The 16,789-nt window shown below is 59.4% G+C and carries 12 protein-coding genes; 8 read left to right on the top strand and 4 right to left on the bottom strand.

Annotated features, from left to right (window positions below; translation table 11 throughout):
• Window positions 1-186 precede the first annotated feature (186 nt).
• From aceE to msrA, 5 genes are all read left to right on the top strand, one after another.
• Window positions 187-2,832, top strand: a complete 2,646-nt coding sequence (gene aceE, locus K5E37_RS09680; protein ID WP_007952295.1) for a pyruvate dehydrogenase (acetyl-transferring), homodimeric type — start codon at window positions 187-189, stop codon at window positions 2,830-2,832.
• A gap of 11 nt (window positions 2,833-2,843) precedes the next feature.
• Window positions 2,844-4,814: a dihydrolipoyllysine-residue acetyltransferase gene (aceF, locus tag K5E37_RS09675; RefSeq protein ID WP_221533684.1), complete on the top strand. Its 1,971-nt coding sequence runs from the start codon at window positions 2,844-2,846 to the stop codon at window positions 4,812-4,814.
• A gap of 278 nt (window positions 4,815-5,092) precedes the next feature.
• Window positions 5,093-6,490 carry an alkaline phosphatase D family protein gene (locus K5E37_RS09670; protein WP_221533694.1) on the top strand — a complete coding sequence of 466 codons (1,398 nt, stop codon included), beginning with the start codon at window positions 5,093-5,095 and terminating at the stop codon, window positions 6,488-6,490.
• A 238-nt stretch (window positions 6,491-6,728) separates the two neighbouring features.
• Window positions 6,729-9,425, top strand: a complete 2,697-nt coding sequence (locus K5E37_RS09665) for a bifunctional diguanylate cyclase/phosphodiesterase (RefSeq protein WP_085608456.1) — start codon at window positions 6,729-6,731, stop codon at window positions 9,423-9,425.
• 105 nt (window positions 9,426-9,530) lie between these two features.
• On the top strand, window positions 9,531-10,196 hold the full coding sequence (gene msrA, locus K5E37_RS09660) for a peptide-methionine (S)-S-oxide reductase MsrA (RefSeq protein WP_007952303.1): 666 nt from the start codon (window positions 9,531-9,533) through the stop codon (window positions 10,194-10,196).
• Window positions 10,197-10,354: 158 nt separating this feature from the next.
• On the opposite strand, the gene K5E37_RS09655 is transcribed toward msrA, so the two are convergent.
• Complete coding sequence (locus tag K5E37_RS09655; RefSeq protein ID WP_007952304.1) at window positions 10,355-11,194, bottom strand: 23S rRNA (adenine(2030)-N(6))-methyltransferase RlmJ; 840 nt, start codon at window positions 11,192-11,194, stop codon at window positions 10,355-10,357.
• Between the two features lie 232 nt (window positions 11,195-11,426).
• On the opposite strand from K5E37_RS09655, the gene K5E37_RS09650 reads away from it, so the two are divergent.
• The 3 genes from K5E37_RS09650 to K5E37_RS09640 are packed head-to-tail and all read left to right on the top strand — an operon-like array spanning window position 11,427 to window position 12,996.
• A complete protein-coding gene (locus K5E37_RS09650) occupies window positions 11,427-12,011 on the top strand; it encodes a PAAR domain-containing protein (protein ID WP_127796711.1) in 585 nt (194 codons plus the stop codon).
• On the top strand, window positions 12,011-12,583 hold the full coding sequence (locus tag K5E37_RS09645) for a type VI secretion system amidase effector protein Tae4 (protein ID WP_127796710.1): 573 nt from the start codon (window positions 12,011-12,013) through the stop codon (window positions 12,581-12,583). The genes K5E37_RS09650 and K5E37_RS09645 overlap by 1 nt, the downstream gene beginning before the upstream one ends.
• Window positions 12,580-12,996, top strand: coding sequence for a hypothetical protein (locus tag K5E37_RS09640; RefSeq protein ID WP_127796709.1), 417 nt, complete (start codon window positions 12,580-12,582; stop codon window positions 12,994-12,996). Before K5E37_RS09645 ends, K5E37_RS09640 begins: the two co-directional genes overlap by 4 nt.
• A 221-nt stretch (window positions 12,997-13,217) precedes the next feature.
• Here K5E37_RS09640 and K5E37_RS09635 read toward each other — a convergent pair whose 3' ends face one another.
• From K5E37_RS09635 to K5E37_RS09625, 3 genes are all read right to left on the bottom strand, one after another.
• A complete protein-coding gene (locus K5E37_RS09635; protein WP_085608455.1) occupies window positions 13,218-13,538 on the bottom strand; it encodes a hypothetical protein in 321 nt (106 codons plus the stop codon).
• 331 nt (window positions 13,539-13,869) lie between these two features.
• Window positions 13,870-14,577 (bottom strand): DUF4123 domain-containing protein, encoded by a 708-nt coding sequence (locus tag K5E37_RS09630; protein WP_221533683.1) that lies wholly within the window; start codon window positions 14,575-14,577, stop codon window positions 13,870-13,872.
• Window positions 14,567-16,582 carry a type VI secretion system tip protein VgrG gene (locus K5E37_RS09625; RefSeq protein WP_221533682.1) on the bottom strand — a complete coding sequence of 672 codons (2,016 nt, stop codon included), beginning with the start codon at window positions 16,580-16,582 and terminating at the stop codon, window positions 14,567-14,569. The genes K5E37_RS09630 and K5E37_RS09625 overlap by 11 nt, the downstream gene beginning before the upstream one ends.
• Between the last annotated feature and the right edge of the window lie 207 nt (window positions 16,583-16,789).

The raw sequence follows: 16,789 nt of genomic DNA, 5'->3' as shown, positions 1-16,789 counted from the left end.
CTTTCATCTGTAGTTTTACTACTCGTCTATACATTCGAAAGGCTGAAATGCCGGATGATTTGTAGTAAAACTACACGCCGCCGGAACAACCTGTCGGCAATCCAAGAATTTTAAATCGTCTGCCCACAAGGCCAGTCGCAAACTCAGGCAACCGATTCTGGAAGCCTTTCCGCCCTGGAGCAAGCCATGCAAGACCTCGATCCCGTCGAAACCCAGGAATGGCTGGACGCCCTGGAATCGGTTCTCGACAAAGAAGGCGAAGACCGTGCTCACTATCTGATGACCCGTATGGGTGAACTGGCGACCCGCAGCGGTTCGCAGCTCCCTTACGCCATCACCACGCCTTACCGCAACACGATCCCCGTTACCCACGAAGCACGCATGCCTGGCGACCTGTTCATGGAACGCCGCATTCGCTCGCTGGTACGCTGGAACGCGATGGCCATGGTAATGCGTACGAACCTGAAAGATTCTGACCTGGGTGGTCACATCTCCAGCTTCGCTTCCAGTGCGACCCTGTACGACATCGGCTTCAACTACTTCTTCCAGGCCCCGACCGACGAACACGGCGGCGACCTGATCTACTTCCAGGGCCACACCTCGCCAGGCGTTTACGCCCGTGCATTCATGGAAGGCCGCATCACCGAAGACCAGATGAACAACTTCCGCCAGGAAGTCGACGGTCAGGGCCTGTCGTCCTACCCGCACCCTTGGCTGATGCCTGACTTCTGGCAGTTCCCGACCGTTTCGATGGGTCTGGGCCCGATCCAGGCGATCTACCAGGCTCGCTTCATGAAGTACCTGGAACACCGCGGTTTCATCCAGCCAGGCAAACAGAAAGTCTGGTGCTTCCTGGGCGACGGCGAGTGCGACGAGCCGGAATCCCTGGGCGCCATCTCCCTGGCCGGCCGCGAGAAGCTGGACAACCTGATCTTCGTCATCAACTGCAACCTGCAGCGCCTCGACGGCCCGGTTCGCGGCAACGGCAAGATCATCCAGGAACTCGAAGGCGTATTCCGCGGTGCTCAGTGGAACGTGACCAAAGTCATCTGGGGCCGTTTCTGGGACCCACTGCTGGCCAAAGACGTCGACGGCATCCTGCAACGTCGCATGGACGAAGTCATCGACGGCGAGTACCAGAACTACAAAGCCAAAGACGGCGCGTTCGTGCGTGAACACTTCTTCAACACGCCAGAACTCAAGGCGATGGTTGCTGATCTGTCCGACGACGAGATCTGGAAACTCAACCGTGGCGGCCACGACCCGTACAAGGTCTACGCGGCGTACCACGAAGCGGTCAACCACAAAGAACAACCGACCGTCATCCTGGCCAAGACCATCAAGGGTTACGGTACCGGTGCGGGCGAAGCGAAGAACACCGCGCACAACACCAAGAAAGTCGACGTCGACAGCCTGAAGCTGTTCCGCGACCGCTTCGACATCCCGGTGAAAGACGAAGAGCTGGAAAACCTGCCGTTCTTCAAGCCGGAGCCAAACAGCGCCGAAGCCCGTTACCTGGCCGAGCGCCGCTCTGCACTGGGCGGTTTCGTACCTCAGCGTCGCGCACAGAGCTTCAGCGTACCGACTCCGGATCTGGACACCCTCAAGGCGATCCTTGACGGTTCCGGCGACCGTGAAATTTCCACCACCATGGCGTTCGTGCGAATCCTCGCGCAACTGGTCAAGGACAAGGAAATCGGCCCGCGCATCGTTCCGATCATCCCGGACGAAGCCCGTACCTTCGGTATGGAAGGCATGTTCCGTCAGCTGGGCATCTACTCGTCCGTCGGCCAGCTCTACGAGCCAGTCGATAAAGACCAGGTGATGTTCTACAAGGAAGACCAGAAAGGTCAGATCCTTGAAGAAGGCATCAACGAAGCAGGCGCCATGAGCTCCTTCATCGCTGCCGGTACTTCGTACTCCAGCCACAACCAGCCAATGCTGCCGTTCTACATCTTCTACTCGATGTTCGGCTTCCAGCGTATCGGCGATCTGGCCTGGGCCGCTGGCGACAGCCGCACCCGTGGCTTCCTGATCGGCGGCACCGCCGGCCGTACCACCCTGAACGGTGAAGGCCTGCAGCACGAAGACGGTCACAGCCACCTGCTGGCTGCCACCATCCCGAACTGCCGCACCTACGATCCGACCTACGGCTACGAGCTGGCGGTGATCATTCAGGACGGCATGAAGAAGATGACCGAAGAGCAACAGGACATCTTCTATTACATCACCGTGATGAACGAGTCCTACCAGCAGCCAGCGATGCCGGCCGGTGCCGAAGAAGGCATCAAGAAAGGCATGTACCTGCTGGAAGAAGACACCCGCGATGCGGCGCACCACGTACAGCTGATGGGCTCCGGCACCATCCTGCGTGAAGTCCGTGAAGCGGCGAAGATCCTGCGTGAAGAGTTCAACATCGGCGCCGATGTATGGAGCGTCACCAGCTTCAACGAACTGCGTCGCGACGGCCTGGCCGTAGAGCGCAGCAACCGTCTGAAACCTGGCCAGAAGCCTCAGCGCAGCTACGTCGAAGAATGCCTGAGCGGCCGTAAAGGTCCGGTCATCGCCTCTACCGACTACATGAAACTGTTCGCCGAGCAGATCCGTCAGTGGGTACCGTCCAAGGAATTCAAAGTCCTGGGCACCGACGGTTTCGGCCGCAGCGACAGCCGCAAGAAACTGCGTCATTTCTTCGAAGTCGACCGTCATTTCGTGGTGTTGGCAGCCCTGGAAGCACTGGCTGACCGTGGTGATATCGAACCTAAAGTCGTGGCCGAGGCCATTACCAAGTTCGGCATCGACCCGGAAAAACGCAACCCACTGGACTGCTGAGGAGAAACTCTGTGAGCGAACTCATTCGCGTACCTGACATCGGCAGCGGTGAAGGTGAAGTAATCGAACTGTTTGTGAAGGTCGGCGACCGTATCGAAGCCGACCAGAGCATCCTGACTCTGGAATCGGACAAGGCCAGCATGGAAGTGCCGGCCCCGAAAGCCGGCGTCATCAAGAGCCTGAAAGTGAAGCTGGGCGATCGCCTGAAAGAAGGCGACGAACTGCTGGAACTGGAAGTCGAGGGCGCCGCAGCTGCGGCCCCTGCTCCGGCTGCTGCTCCTGCCGCCAAGGCCGAAGCTGCACCGGCTGCCGCTCCTGCACCGGCTGCACCAGCTGCTGCCCCTGCTGCCGCTTCGGTTCAGCAAGTGCACGTGCCGGACATCGGTTCGTCGGGCAAGGCCCAGATCATCGAGATCCAGGTCAAGGTCGGCGACACCGTCGAGGCTGATCAGTCGCTGATCACCCTGGAATCCGACAAGGCGAGCATGGAAATCCCGTCGCCTGCCGCTGGCGTGGTCAAGGCCATCAGCGTCAAGTTGAACGACGAAGTCGGCACTGGCGACCTGATCCTGGATCTGGAAGTGGCGGGTGCTGCGGCCCCTGCTGCTGCCGCTCCGGCCCAGGCTGCTGCTCCGGCCGCTGCCGCTGCACCGGCGCCTGCCGCCGCTCCAGCCGCACCGGTTGCCGACAGCGTTCAGGACATCCACGTTCCGGACATCGGTTCGGCCGGCAAGGCCAAGATCATCGAAGTGCTGGTCAAGGCTGGCGACAGCGTCGAAGCCGACCAGTCGCTGATCACTCTGGAATCCGACAAGGCGAGCATGGAAATCCCGTCGCCTGCCGCTGGCGTGGTGGAAAGCGTTTCCATCAAGCTGGACGACGAAGTCGGCACCGGCGACCTGATCCTCAAGCTGAAAGTCAAAGGCGCCGCTCCCGCTGCTGCCCCGGCTCCAGCTGCCGCTGCTGCTCCGAGCGCTCCGGCACCGGCCGCTGCTGCTCCGGCTGCCGCTGCACCTGCTGCCGCTCCGGCCGCTCCAGTTGCTGCGCCAGCCAAGCCTGGTGCGAAAGTTCACGCCGGCCCTGCCGTGCGTCAACTGGCTCGCGAGTTCGGCGTCGAGCTGAGCGCTGTCGGCGCCAGCGGTCCGCACGGTCGCATCCTGAAAGAAGACGTGCAGGTTTACGTCAAAGCCATGATGCAGAAGGCCAAGGAAGCACCGGCCGCTGCTGCTGGCGCAACCGGTGGCGCGGGCATCCCGCCGATTCCGGTCGTCGACTTCAGCCGTTTCGGCGAAATCGAAGAAGTGCCGATGACCCGCCTGATGCAGGTCGGCGCTGCCAACCTGCATCGCAGCTGGCTGAACGTGCCGCACGTAACGCAATTCGACTCGGCCGATATCACCGAGCTGGAAGCGTTCCGCACCGCACAGAAAGCCGTCGCAGAGAAGGCCGGCGTGAAGCTGACCATCCTGCCGCTGCTGCTCAAGTCCTGCGCACACCTGCTCAAGGAACTGCCGGACTTCAACAGCTCGCTGGCACCAAGCGGCAAGGCGATCATCCGCAAGAAATACGTGAACATCGGCTTCGCCGTCGACACCCCGGATGGCCTGCTCGTACCGGTCATCAAGAACGTCGACCAGAAGAGCCTGCTGCAACTGGCCGCCGAGGCCGCTTCCCTGGCTGAAAAAGCCCGGACCAAGAAGCTCTCGTCGGACGAGATGCAAGGCGCCTGCTTCACCATTTCCAGCCTCGGCCACATTGGCGGTACCGGCTTCACGCCGATCGTCAACGCGCCGGAAGTGGCGATCCTCGGTGTTTCCAAGGCAACCATCCAGCCAGTCTGGGACGGCAAAGCCTTCCAGCCGAAACTGATGCTGCCTCTGTCGCTGTCCTACGATCACCGTGTGATCAACGGCGCCGCTGCTGCACGCTTCACCAAGCGTCTGAGCGACCTGCTGGCGGACATCCGCACCATCCTGCTGTAAAGCGCTCGGCCCTCCGGCAACGGAGGGCCGACCGTGTTCCACGTTTTCGAGCGCCACACGCTCGTACCTCAACCCCGTCAGTTTGGCGGGGCTTTTTTTTGCCTGAAATAACGTTCGCCTGCACTTTTCCCACAACTTGCGCTGATATAGGCCACGACTTTAGTCCACTTCAAATCGATATTTTTCAGCGACAGGCAACTAACCTTGGCGCATCAAAGTTGCACCGAAAAGCCAGGCAACTTTATCAATCACCAACACTTATTCGAATGGATTCGAACATGCTGAAACCTACTGTCGGCCCGATCGTTGGCCACACAACAACTAATCAGGCGCGAATTTTCATTCGTGGCGGACTGCAACATAACGCTGCCGTATTTGCCGGCATCCGTTACCGGATATTGGATTCGCAACAATGGCAGACGGGCCAGTTTGTAAAACTGGATTCAACCCGCGACATGACTGAAGTGCTGGTGCTCGATCATTTGCAAGCCGACACCGAGTACGAATACCAGACCGGCTGGTTCAGCCCGATGAGTCCCGTCCACACTATCCACAGCGTGGCGGAGCTGCCGCTGCAATGGCCACGGGAGACCTATCTCCTGCGCACCCGCAGCAGCCAGCTTTTGCAGCCGCGCGCCTACATCCTTGGTTCCTGTCGCTACCTGCGCATGACCTCCGGCATCCCGGTGCTCCCGCACCTGGGCGACCGGATCTTCGCGTCCATCAGCCAACTGATCGAAGGCGCACAACCGGCGATCAGCGCCATCATGATGTGTGGCGATCAGATCTACGCGGACGATTTGAACCTGTTCGCCCCGGACCGCGACTATGACGACTTCATTGCAAAGTACCGTGCGGCGTTTTCCCTGCCCAATATCCGACGACTGATGTCGGAGACTTCGACTTACATGATTCTTGATGATCATGAAATAGAAGATAACTGGCCAATGAACGCCCACGAGTCCGATGAAACACTGTTTAGCAATGCGATGAAGGCTTACGAACTTTATCAAGCCAGTCATAGCCCTGCTTATTCATCAACAACTAACGGCACAATCGACCGCACTTCACTGAAGCACTACTGGTATCAATTCAGCGACGGCGATATCGAATGGTTTGTGACGGACAGTCGAACTCGCCGCGACTTGTCGAACAACAACCGTCGCATCCTCGATGAACAACAGGAACAGGCCTTGTGCACGTGGCTGGTCGAAAGCACGGCACGGGTCAAGTTCGTGGTCACCAGCGTCATGTTCTACCCCGACCGCAAAATGAACGGCGATGATGCCTGGGCGGGCTTCCCCGAACAGCGCCTGCGCTTGCTGGAAACCATTCGCCAACATCGGCTCAGGAACGTCGTGTTCATTTCCGGCGATGTGCATGGTTCGCTGACCAGTCGCCTGAGCCACAGCGAAGACCCGGACTTTGAAGTACACACCGTCGTGTCTTCACCGCTGAGCAACAGCAAACTGCTGCCCTACGCCACCGCCGCGACCTTCACGCTAGATCAACCGCTGGCGCAGACCGAGGCAGGCGAATACCGGCACGCGCTGACCAGCCAGGTCATCAGCCAGGACAACTTTGCGCACATGGTGGTCGAGGCCGGGCGGATCCAGGTCAACTATCACGACCGGGATGGCAGGCACCTGCAATCCATCGATATTCCGTTGCGATGAATCCAGCGGCACGACCGTTCCGGATGCCCGAAGGCTCTGGAACGGCCATCTCCACGGTTGATAGCATTAGTTTCCGGCAAGTGCTGGAGAAATGTTCACTGCAGCCGACATATTCTTATAGCACTTGGCCTTCATGTCTCTTGTCAGTCGGTGCCGCAATGATGCAACCTTGCCGCAGGCAACAGTAAAGAGGGCGAGAGCCCGGCGCGTTCAGCAAATTTCCAAGCGAGTTCCCTTCATGAAGAGCCAACCCGATGCCGCCAGCCGTATGGTGGCCGAGGTAGTGACGCAGTTGCCTGTGCCCTCGCGGCTCGGCATGCTGCGTTTCGAGCGCCTGAATGAAGCCAGCTGGGCGATGCTGTTTCTCGATCCCAACTGTGAACGCCAGTTCGGCCAGCCTGCCGTCGAACTCTGCGCTTTGGTCGGCTCGCCCTACGCCAGCCTGATGGAGCCCGAAGCGCGCTATCAGCTGCACGACGCGATCCAGCAACAACTCGGCGAAAGCCCGCATTATCTGGTGCGCTACACCCTGCACACCGCCGCCGGCGCGCTGAGCATTCTTGAACTCGGCGAAGCCTACAGACAGCACAACCGCCACTTGCTGCGCGGTTACCTGCTGGCGGTCGACAACGTGTTCGACGAAGCACCGACGCTGCCGTCAGTCGACCTGGAAACCCAGAATTCACGCCTGCAAATCGCCCTTGAGCTCAATCAGCGTGCCCAGCAGGAACAACTGCAGCATCTGGAGCGGGTGCGCGCCCAGCAGGACCTGATCCTGCTGCTGGCCCGCCAGCGCTACAGCAGCCAGAACTCCCTGCAAGAAGCCGCCGAACTGATTACCCGTTGCGCCTGCGATATCTATGAAATCGACTGCGCCAGCCTGTGGAATCTCGAAGGCCAGAAACTGGTGCCGATCTCGGCCTACCACCGCGCCACCCAGGAATACATCCTGCCGGACGTGATCGACGTCAGCGGCTTCCCCGATTACATGGAAGCCCTGCACGGCAGCCGCGCCATCGACGCGCACAATGCGATGCGCGACCCGCGTACCCGGGAAATGGCCGAAGCCCTGCGCCCGCGTGACGTCAACGCCATGCTCGACGCCAGCATCCGCGTCGACGGCCAGGTGGTCGGCGTGTTGTGCCTGGAGCAGACCGGCGTCACCCGCGCCTGGCAGTCCGACGAAATCGCTTTTGCCGGTGAACTGGCCGACCAGTTCGCCCAAGTCATCAACAACCACAACCGCCGCACCGCCACGAGCGCCCTGCACCTGTTCCAGCGTGCGGTCGAGCAAAGCGCCAACGCCTTTTTGCTGGTCAATTGCGACGGCGTGGTCGAGTACGTCAACCCGAGCTTCACCGCGATCACCCAGTACACCACCGAGGAAGTCCACGGCCAGCGCCTGTCGGAACTGCCGGCCCTGGAAAACCTCAGCGAGCTGCTGTTCGACGCGCCCTCGGCGCTGGCCAAAAGCAACAGCTGGCAGGGCGAGTTCAAGAGCCGCCGCAAGAACCTCGAACCCTACTGGGGTCAGTTGTCGATCTCCAAGGTCTACGGTGACAACCGTGAGCTGACGCATTACATCGGCATCTACGAAGACATCACCCAGACCAAACTGGCGCAGCAGCGCATCGAGCGCCTGGCGTACACCGACAACCTGACCAACCTCGGCAACCGGCCTGCATTTATCCGCAACCTGGATGAACGCTTCGCCCGAGATAGCGATACCCCGATCAGCCTGCTGCTGGTGGACATCGACAACTTCAAGCGGATCAACGACAGCCTCGGCCACCAGACCGGCGACAAACTGTTGATCAGCCTGGCCCGGCGTCTGCGCAACAGCCTGAGCCCGAGCGGCAGCCTGGCGCGGTTCGCCAGTAATGAATTCGCGGTGTTGCTCGACAACACCGACCTCGAAGCAGGCCAACAGATCGCCAGCCAGCTGCTGATGACCCTCGACAAACCGATGTTCGTCGACAACCAGTTGATCAGCGTCACCGGCTCCGTGGGCCTGGCCTGCGCGCCGCTGCACGGCCGCGACCCGCAGACTTTGATGCGCAACGCCGGTCTGGCCCTGCACAAGGCCAAGGCCAACGGCAAACATCAGGTCCAGGTGTTCACCGAAGCGCTGAACGCCGAGGCCAGCTACAAACTGTTCGTCGAGAACAACCTGCGCCGCGCCCTGACCCAGAACGAACTGGATGTGTTCTACCAGCCGAAGCTGTGCCTGCGCAGCGGTCGCCTGCTCGGCATGGAAGCGCTGCTGCGCTGGAACCACCCGGAGCGCGGCATGATCCGCCCGGATCAGTTCATCAGCGTCGCCGAGGAAACCGGCCTGATCATTCCGATCGGCAAGTGGATCGCCCGCCAGGCCTGCCGCATGAGCAAGGCGCTGACCGCCGCCGGCATGGGCAATCTGCAAGTGGCGATCAACCTGTCGCCCAAGCAGTTCTCCGACCCGGATCTGGTGGCCTCGATCGCCAACATCCTCAAGGAAGAAGCGCTGCCGGCCAATTTGCTGGAACTGGAGCTGACCGAAGGCCTGCTGCTGGAAGCGACCGAAGACACCCACTTGCAGCTCGACCAGCTCAAGCGTCTGGGCCTGACCCTGGCCATGGACGACTTCGGCACCGGTTACTCGTCGCTCAGCTATCTGAAGAAATTCCCGATCGACATCATCAAGATCGATCGCAGCTTCATCCATGAAATCCCGGACAACCAGGACGACATGGAAATCACCTCCGCCGTGATCGCCATGGCCCACAACCTGAAACTCAAGGTCGTGGCCGAAGGCATCGAGACCGCCGAGCAGCTGGCGTTCCTGCGCCGACACCGCTGCGACGTCGGCCAGGGCTACCTGTTCGACCGGCCAATTCCGGGCGGCGAGCTGATCCAGGCGCTCAAGCGCTACCCGCGCGGCCCGCTCTGCCTGTAAATCCCAAGACAGTACCCGCACATTTTGCCTAGTGATTAACCGGGCATCATTGGGCACACTGGCGGTCAGACTTTTTACATCCCATCCTGACTGAGAGGAACGATCATGGTTCTGCGCTCGGAAATTCTGGTGAACAAAAACGTGCTACCGACTAAAGAACAAGCTCTGCCTGGCCGCGAAACCGCAATGACCCTGCCTGAAAAGCACTTCGTGTTCGAAGACACGCCGCTGCTCGGCCCGTTTTTCGAAGACGTCGATTTCGCGATCTTCGGCCTGGGCTGCTTCTGGGGGGCAGAACGCCGCTTCTGGCAGCGCGAAGGCGTGGTCAGCACCGTGGTCGGCTACGCTGGCGGTTACACGCCGAACCCGACCTACGAAGAAGTCTGCTCGGGCCTGACCGGCCACGCTGAAGTGGTGCTGGTGGTGTATGACAAGGCCAAGGTCAGCTACGAAGAGCTGCTGGCGATGTTCTGGGAACTGCACAACCCGACGCAGGGCATGCGCCAGGGCAATGACATCGGCACTCAGTACCGTTCGGTGATCTACGCGACCCATCCGGAGCAACTGGATGCGGCGCTGAAGAGCAAAGCCGTTTATCAGGCTGAGCTGTCGAAGGCGGGTCTGGGTGAAATCAGTACCGAAATCGAACAGGCACCGACCGTTTACTTCGCCGAGACTTATCACCAGCAGTATCTGGCGAAAAATCCGGAAGGCTACTGCGGGATTGGCGGCACGGGTGTTTGCATGCCACCAAGCCTGGCGGGTAACTGACCGCGTCGTCTGACCGCGACCACTGATCGTTCCCACGCTCCGCGTGGGAATGCAGCCCGGGACGCTCCGCGTCCCAACAGCGGACGCAGAGCGTCCATTGAGGCATTCCCACACGGACGGTTCGACGCCTCGACGTGGGAACGATCATTGACGGTTGATCAGCTCTCGGCGATCAACCAATCCATCTGCCATCCACCCTGGGTCTGACCCAACTTCTTGGACAGCCACGGCAGCAGCTCACGCAATTCTTCCTCCAGCCCCCACGGCGGATTGGCAATCGCCAGGCCCGAGCCGTTCAGGCTGTTCGGCGTGTCCAGCGGATGCACCAGCAGCTCGACCCGCAGCAACTTCGGCGCACCGGTGCCGGCCAGATCCTGATAGAAACGACGCAGCGCACGCTGATCCTTCACCGGATACCAGATCGCCGCCACGGTCTGACGCATCCGGCCGATGGCCTCTTTCATCGACGCCGCACAGCGCTGCATTTCATCGAGCTGTTCGAACGGGGGATCAATCAGCATCACCGCGCGTTTCTCCTGCACCGGCAACATCGCGCGGGCGACATGCCAGCCCTCGCCCAGATGCACTTTCACCCGACGATCACCGGCCATGTTGTCCTTGAGCAGGACGCCGTCTTCGGGGTGCTTTTCGTTGAGCATCACCCGATCCTGCGGCCGGGTCAGACGCCGCGCCAGCTCCGGCGAGCCCGGGTAATAGCGCAACTGGCCATCCGGGTTCATCTCGTGCAGCACTTTCATGTAGTCCGCGGTCAGCGCGGGCAGATCCGGCTGATCCCACAAGCGCGCGATGCCTTCCAGGTACTCGCCGGTACGATTCGCCTGATCGCCCTGCAGGTCATACAGACCGATGCCGGCGTGGCTGTCGAGATAGGCAAACGGCTGCTCCTTGCGCGACATCAGGGCGATGAGGCGGGTCAAGGTCAGGTGTTTGAACACATCGGCGTGATTGCCGGCATGGAAGGCGTGACGATAATTCATGGCTGCTCCTGCGAGGGCCGTGAAGTTTACCTTTTACCGGGCGGCAAGTCAGGGGTTGGGGGCTGAGTGGGTGGTCTTGCTGTCGGGTACATCCGTGAGAGCCCCCTGAGATAGATGGGATCTAAGGCAAAAGCAACATCAAGAAACAACTCGCCATAGATACTCTTCATCTCTTGAACAAAGGGAATGCGAAGATCGGTCGCACTTAAAACCTGTAAAGAGGGACATTTACATGGGAAGAAAGGTGATCGGAATCGGCGCTCCGACCTCAACCGGTGGCGCAGTGCTGGAAGGGAACGCCGGAATCAACATTGATTACGCCGTAAGCACATCCTCCATCGGCCACATGGCCAGCTGTCCGGCATGCAGTGCAGGCAAAGGCCCTATTGTGGCAGTCGGCCCTCGAACAGTTACATTACCCGCCGGACCGGTCGCACTCGAAGGTGATTACATCGCCTGCGGCTGTCCACCAAAATCCAACACGCTCTTGTTCGGTCAATCGTCTGTTTATGGTGGCGGTGAACATAGTGCTGCGAGCTTCTCTGCGATAAGCAGCCTTATTCCAAAGCCCAAAACCATACAACGAATAACCTTCTCGTACGGGGAAAGCCAAACTCCCGTGGACTCTGTGTCGCGTTTCTATACCGACCTCAATATTCACGTAAAAACATCCGGCTATTCACCCGGTGAAACGGTAACTGTCACGATCAGTGGCGCGACAGAAAAGACGTTGTCGGGCACTGTCGGAGCGAAAGGAATCGCGATCATCCCGAATGCTTTTCAAGGGGAAGCATTTGATATGGAAGGAGAGATCTAATGGCCCAGGTCAATATCAGTTCAGGCGGCGTGAGCTCCAACATCGTCGTCAAAAGGCCAAAATTCAGCACGCTGTGGACTGCCTACGCAGAGGTCGGCCTTAAAAGCTCAATAGATGTTTATGCGCTTGTCGGGGGCAATGTCGAGGCTGCCAGAGCAGAAAAACCGGACGCCTATGCAAACGCCTGTGCTTTGAGGATAAGCAGAGGATTCAACTACGGCGGTTACAAAATCCCGAAAGGAACGATCATTCCCAGCAAATCCATCTATCGTCTGGCCGGCGCTGATCAGCTCCCCTACATCATGAAAGTCGCGGACTTTCTGGCTTTCCTGAAACACAATTGGGGGGCTCCCGATCACGAGTTGACGCTGAGCAACGCAGACTTCATCAATGGCAAGAAGGGCGTCATTATCATGGAGATCACGGGATGGAGCGATGCGACGGGCCATGCGACTTTATGGAATGGTAGCGCCACTGGAGACAACAGCGACTACCATCGTCCCGATAGCCATACCTATGACCGGCCAGACGTAAAGCTGGAAAAAATCAACTTCTGGGAGTTAAAGGGATGAAATTCCAGCTACTCGTCGCAATAGGCATTCTGGGTATTTCCGGAAGCGCCCTTTCAGGTGAGGCTGCAGTAAACAGTGCAAGAGTCTCACTGAAGAATTACGGTCTCGCCAACTGCATATCGAATCAATTCAAGTCTGAGTCCGACATAAAATCGGATCTTGGACTCGCTATTGGCGCCTACTCGGCCATGGGTAAGGGGCAACACGTGATACTGCAGAATGAAGATACGCTGGAGGTCACGCATGATCCGTATGCTGAGACTGAGAAATACATGGCAGGTGCATACCTCAAAACGTCCTCAACCAGTAAACAGACTGGTAAAAACATAGTGTTCTATTCTTGTCTGGAAATTTATAACTCCCCAGAGTTTGACGCTTTCATCAAGTCGCAGGATCAGTATCTGCAAAACTGAAATCTTCTCGCCTGACTAAATGATCCTTTCAAACCGATGCTGGAAGAATCTCTGGAAAGGGCTGAGAGTGAGGTCTTGCTAATGATCGTTCCCACGCTCCGCGTGGGAATACCTACAGGGACGCTCCGCGTTCCAGGCGTCCACCGCAGTTGTGGCTGATACCCCATGTGACGCTGAGCGTCACGGGCTGCATTCCCACGCAGAGCGTGGGAACGATCGAGTCAGGACGGTATGGCGTGTAGGCGCTTGCCAATCACATCCAAGACATCACAGCCGTCACGCAGCGGAATCACGCAGAGCTGGGCGAAGTCGCTGAGGATGACCGAGTCGCACTCGACCGAACCGCGCATGCACATGTTTTCCAGGACCTGGATCACGGCGCGGATGCGGTAGTTGGCGGCGTCCATCAGGATGTCGAGTGGGGCATGGGTGTCGATGAACAACGTGGGCATATCGTTGCAGTTGCTGGTCAGCGCCATGAGGCGGTTGTTGGGGTGAGGGATGAATGGTTCGTAGGGTGGATCTGGATGAAGCGTGCTCATTGTTTAATCCTCTGGCAGTGAAAGAGGCGCACACCATTTCCCTCCTACAGGATTGGGTGGCAGCCATGCGCGGGGTAGGAGGACTGAGACCAGAGCACTCAGCCACGCCGAAGCGTGCCCGCGCATAACCGCCGCAAAGGATCTTACGGTCGCGTGAAAACTGCCGCAAATCTGGCAACGACGCTTATGCACTGCTCTGAAATCAGGGCTCCTACGCCCTGTCTCCACACTTGCGGAGACAGCCAAAGACTATCCCCGCACCACCGCGCCCACCAGTTCACGCAAACCGCCGCAACTCGCAGGAAACGTCCGAAGCCTTTGCCCGGAAATTTCACTCTGACTCGTCCCGCAAGTAGTCCAGCAACGCCGAAGCCGACGATTCGTCCGACGCTGAAACCGCAAAAAACCTGACAACCTTGCACCGCAAGACATCGGCGGGAAATGCCTCGAACAACGCCGGCTGCTCCTCGCTCAACCACTGCAAGGCGTTGTTGATCCGGGCATCACCGCCGAACTGCGCCAGCAGCTTTTCCGGCACCGACCACCAAGGAAATTCCCGATTCGAGACCCGCGCCCTTCCCCCGATCTCGACGGCCTGACCGTTGATCAAGCCTCGCGTGAGGACCGGCAGCAATTGACCGGCATCCACCTCGGGCGACTCAAGGATCGGCAACAAAAACCGCCCATCCCAAAACCGGAAGAACACCGCTTTCCCGTCCGGCATCAGCACCTGGGTCAAACTGCGAAAGTGCTCGACCACCGCCTCAAGCCCCGCCGAAGAAACCGCCAGCCAACCCCAGTCGCGAGACTCCGTGGTCGCCACCCAATCCAGAAACTCACTGTCCGCGTCGACGATTCCCACGTAGGGCATCACCGCATCCCACTCGGCATAGATCGTTTCCGCCCAGACCGGACTCGGCAACTGCGCACTCAGAGGCCAAACCTTCAGCGGATCCACCGCACTGGCGCTACTGAAAATCGCGAACACCTGCTCCGACGGCTTCAGCGGCACATCCTTCAACCATTGTTCAGGCTGCACAGACACCGTCCTTGCAGCGCTCGCATTCTTCGCAGAACGGTGCGTCTCCTTTAAGGCTCATGATTTGCGCGGCAGTCAGAATCGCAGCCGGTGCAGCCACCAGTTTCTCCGGCAACCCCGGCACGGTCGGCGCCGCGCTCATCGCCGCCATCGGCGCGCCACCCACCACAATCGGCACGCTGCTGAAGATCCCGCCGGGGCCAATGTTGATCCACTGCCCGCCCGCCTGAATCGTCGCGCTCGCCCCGCCGTCGATCACCACTTGCTGGCCGGCGCTGACGTGGAATTGAGCACTGGCGTTGATCGCCTGATTGCTTACGCGGATGTGCCGGTCGCCGGTCACCGTAAGGTGGTCGTCCTGCTTCACTTCGGTCTGACGCTGACCGTGGGTGATGTGCTGCTCATCGGCCTTCAGCTCATGCTTGGCGAGGCCCGTGACAACGACGCTGCGCTGGTTGTCGACCTGAACTTGCTGATCATTCAACACATGCTGCGTCCAGTTTCGCTGGGCCCGCAGGTAGATTTCCTCGGCGCCTTTGCGATCTTCGATCCGCAATTCGTTGTAGCCCCCACCGCCGGGACTACTCTGGCTGCGGAAAATACTGCGGGTCTTGTCGGCCGGCAGGTCCAGCGGCACCGGCGTCGCCGCGTTCGGCAGGCACCCCATGACCAGAGGTTTGTCGGCATCCGAATCGATAAACCCCACCAGCACTTCCATGCCGACCCGTGGAATCAGCACGCTGCCATAACGATCATGAGCCCAACCGCTGGCGACCCGCAGCCAGCAACTGGAATGCTCGTTGAGTTCGCCGTCGCGATCCCAGGCCAGTTGCACCTTGACCCGGCCGTACTCGTCGCAATGGATTTCACTGTCTTGCGGGCCGGTAACCACGGCCGGTTGATAACCGAGCATCCGTGGTTTTTCCGGGCCCATCGGCGGGCGGAAGAACACGTCCCACGGCGTGGCGAGAAAGGTATTACGGTAACCCCGGAATTCGTCGCCATCGCTGGTCACCGATTCCTCCAGCACTTGCGGCTGTCGGCCATGGTGCTCGATAGACGTAAGCAGCCAGAGGTCATTCAAATCCTGGCGCGGATGCTCAGCCAGTTGCAGGAAATGTCCGCTGACCAAAGCAGATTGATCGCTGCGCCCCTCGGCCTGACGGTAGTCGGCGACATGCCGTTCAAGCGTGCGCTGGGCCAGTTGCTTGCCGGTTTCGCGCTCGGTGAACTGGCCGGGAAAGTGGTAATCCTCCAGCACCGGGCGCTGTTCGCTTTCGGCGCGACTTTGCAGCGCCAGCCGGGGTTTGCTGAAGTCGTAATCACGTCGGGTGACCACGCTGGTGCGGGTTTCCACCCGAACGGTGAAGCGCTTGATCGCCGGTGCCGCCGCAGCCATGCCGCTGCCCGGCAGGTACAGCGTCGGCTCGGCCAGACGCGGGAACACCGTTTGATCGTCACCGAACACCAACAGATGCCCGTCCGGGCTGTGCTGAAAGTGGAAGTGAATGCCGACTTCGGCACACAGCCGCTGGATGAACGCCAGATCGCTCTCGGCGTACTGCACGCAGTATTCACGCGGCGGGTAATCGCTGCCGAGGCGAAATTCGAAGGCGTCGCGCAGGATCGCGTGATCCTTGAGGATCTGCGTCACGATCTGCGGAACGCTTTGGTGCTGGAAAATTCGCTGGTTGATCCGATGACCAAGGTAGGCCAGACGCGGAACGAGGCTGACGTGATAGCGAGTCAGACGCTTGCCGGAATCCCCCTGCCCGACCCGATAGATCTGACCGTGGATACCGGAACCGTCTTCATCAAAACTCAGAAACGCCTGACAGTGCAGCAGGCTTTCAAGATCCAGATCCGGCCGTTCACTGACCAGCTCCAGGTCAAAGCGAAAGGGTTGGCTGATGGCTTCCTTGCCCGTGAACTCAAGGACTTTGAGGTCAAACTGGGCGCCTTCGACGGTCAACGTGAAACGCGGTTGATTGGCAGGCGCGAACATCCGATGTCTCTCTGCAGATTGAGGGCGGGCGATTCTGCATGAGGGGCAAGGGGTGCAGGTTGGGTGACTGAAAAATCAGATTTCCCCTACTTGAAACTTCGATCTCCCCTTCAAGAATTGGCGCATTCGACTACAGACTTTGCCTTCAGAAAAATCGCAGGCAATAAAAAACGGCCCGCTTCCTGGTAGGAAACGGGCCGTTTTCTT

It is taken from the genome of Pseudomonas sp. RIT778 (assembly GCF_019718735.1).
Classification (GTDB): domain Bacteria; phylum Pseudomonadota; class Gammaproteobacteria; order Pseudomonadales; family Pseudomonadaceae; genus Aquipseudomonas; species Aquipseudomonas aphyarum.
This window is presented reverse-complemented; position numbering and strand designations above follow the sequence as displayed.

Bases quoted from the DNA above. Each gene is read 5' to 3' on its own strand.
- msrA (WP_007952303.1), top strand. From the start codon at position 9,531: ATGGTTCTGCGCTCGGAAATTCTGGTGAACAAAAACGTGCTACCGACT.
- K5E37_RS09650 (WP_127796711.1), top strand. From the start codon at position 11,427: ATGGGAAGAAAGGTGATCGGAATCGGCGCTCCGACCTCAACCGGTGGC.
- K5E37_RS09655 (WP_007952304.1), bottom strand. From the start codon at position 11,194: ATGAATTATCGTCACGCCTTCCATGCCGGCAATCACGCCGATGTGTTC.
- aceE (WP_007952295.1), top strand. From the start codon at position 187: ATGCAAGACCTCGATCCCGTCGAAACCCAGGAATGGCTGGACGCCCTG.
- K5E37_RS09665 (WP_085608456.1), top strand. From the start codon at position 6,729: ATGAAGAGCCAACCCGATGCCGCCAGCCGTATGGTGGCCGAGGTAGTG.
- K5E37_RS09640 (WP_127796709.1), top strand. From the start codon at position 12,580: ATGAAATTCCAGCTACTCGTCGCAATAGGCATTCTGGGTATTTCCGGA.
- K5E37_RS09635 (WP_085608455.1), bottom strand. From the start codon at position 13,538: ATGAGCACGCTTCATCCAGATCCACCCTACGAACCATTCATCCCTCAC.
- K5E37_RS09670 (WP_221533694.1), top strand. From the start codon at position 5,093: ATGCTGAAACCTACTGTCGGCCCGATCGTTGGCCACACAACAACTAAT.
- K5E37_RS09645 (WP_127796710.1), top strand. From the start codon at position 12,011: ATGGCCCAGGTCAATATCAGTTCAGGCGGCGTGAGCTCCAACATCGTC.
- K5E37_RS09625 (WP_221533682.1), bottom strand. From the start codon at position 16,582: ATGTTCGCGCCTGCCAATCAACCGCGTTTCACGTTGACCGTCGAAGGC.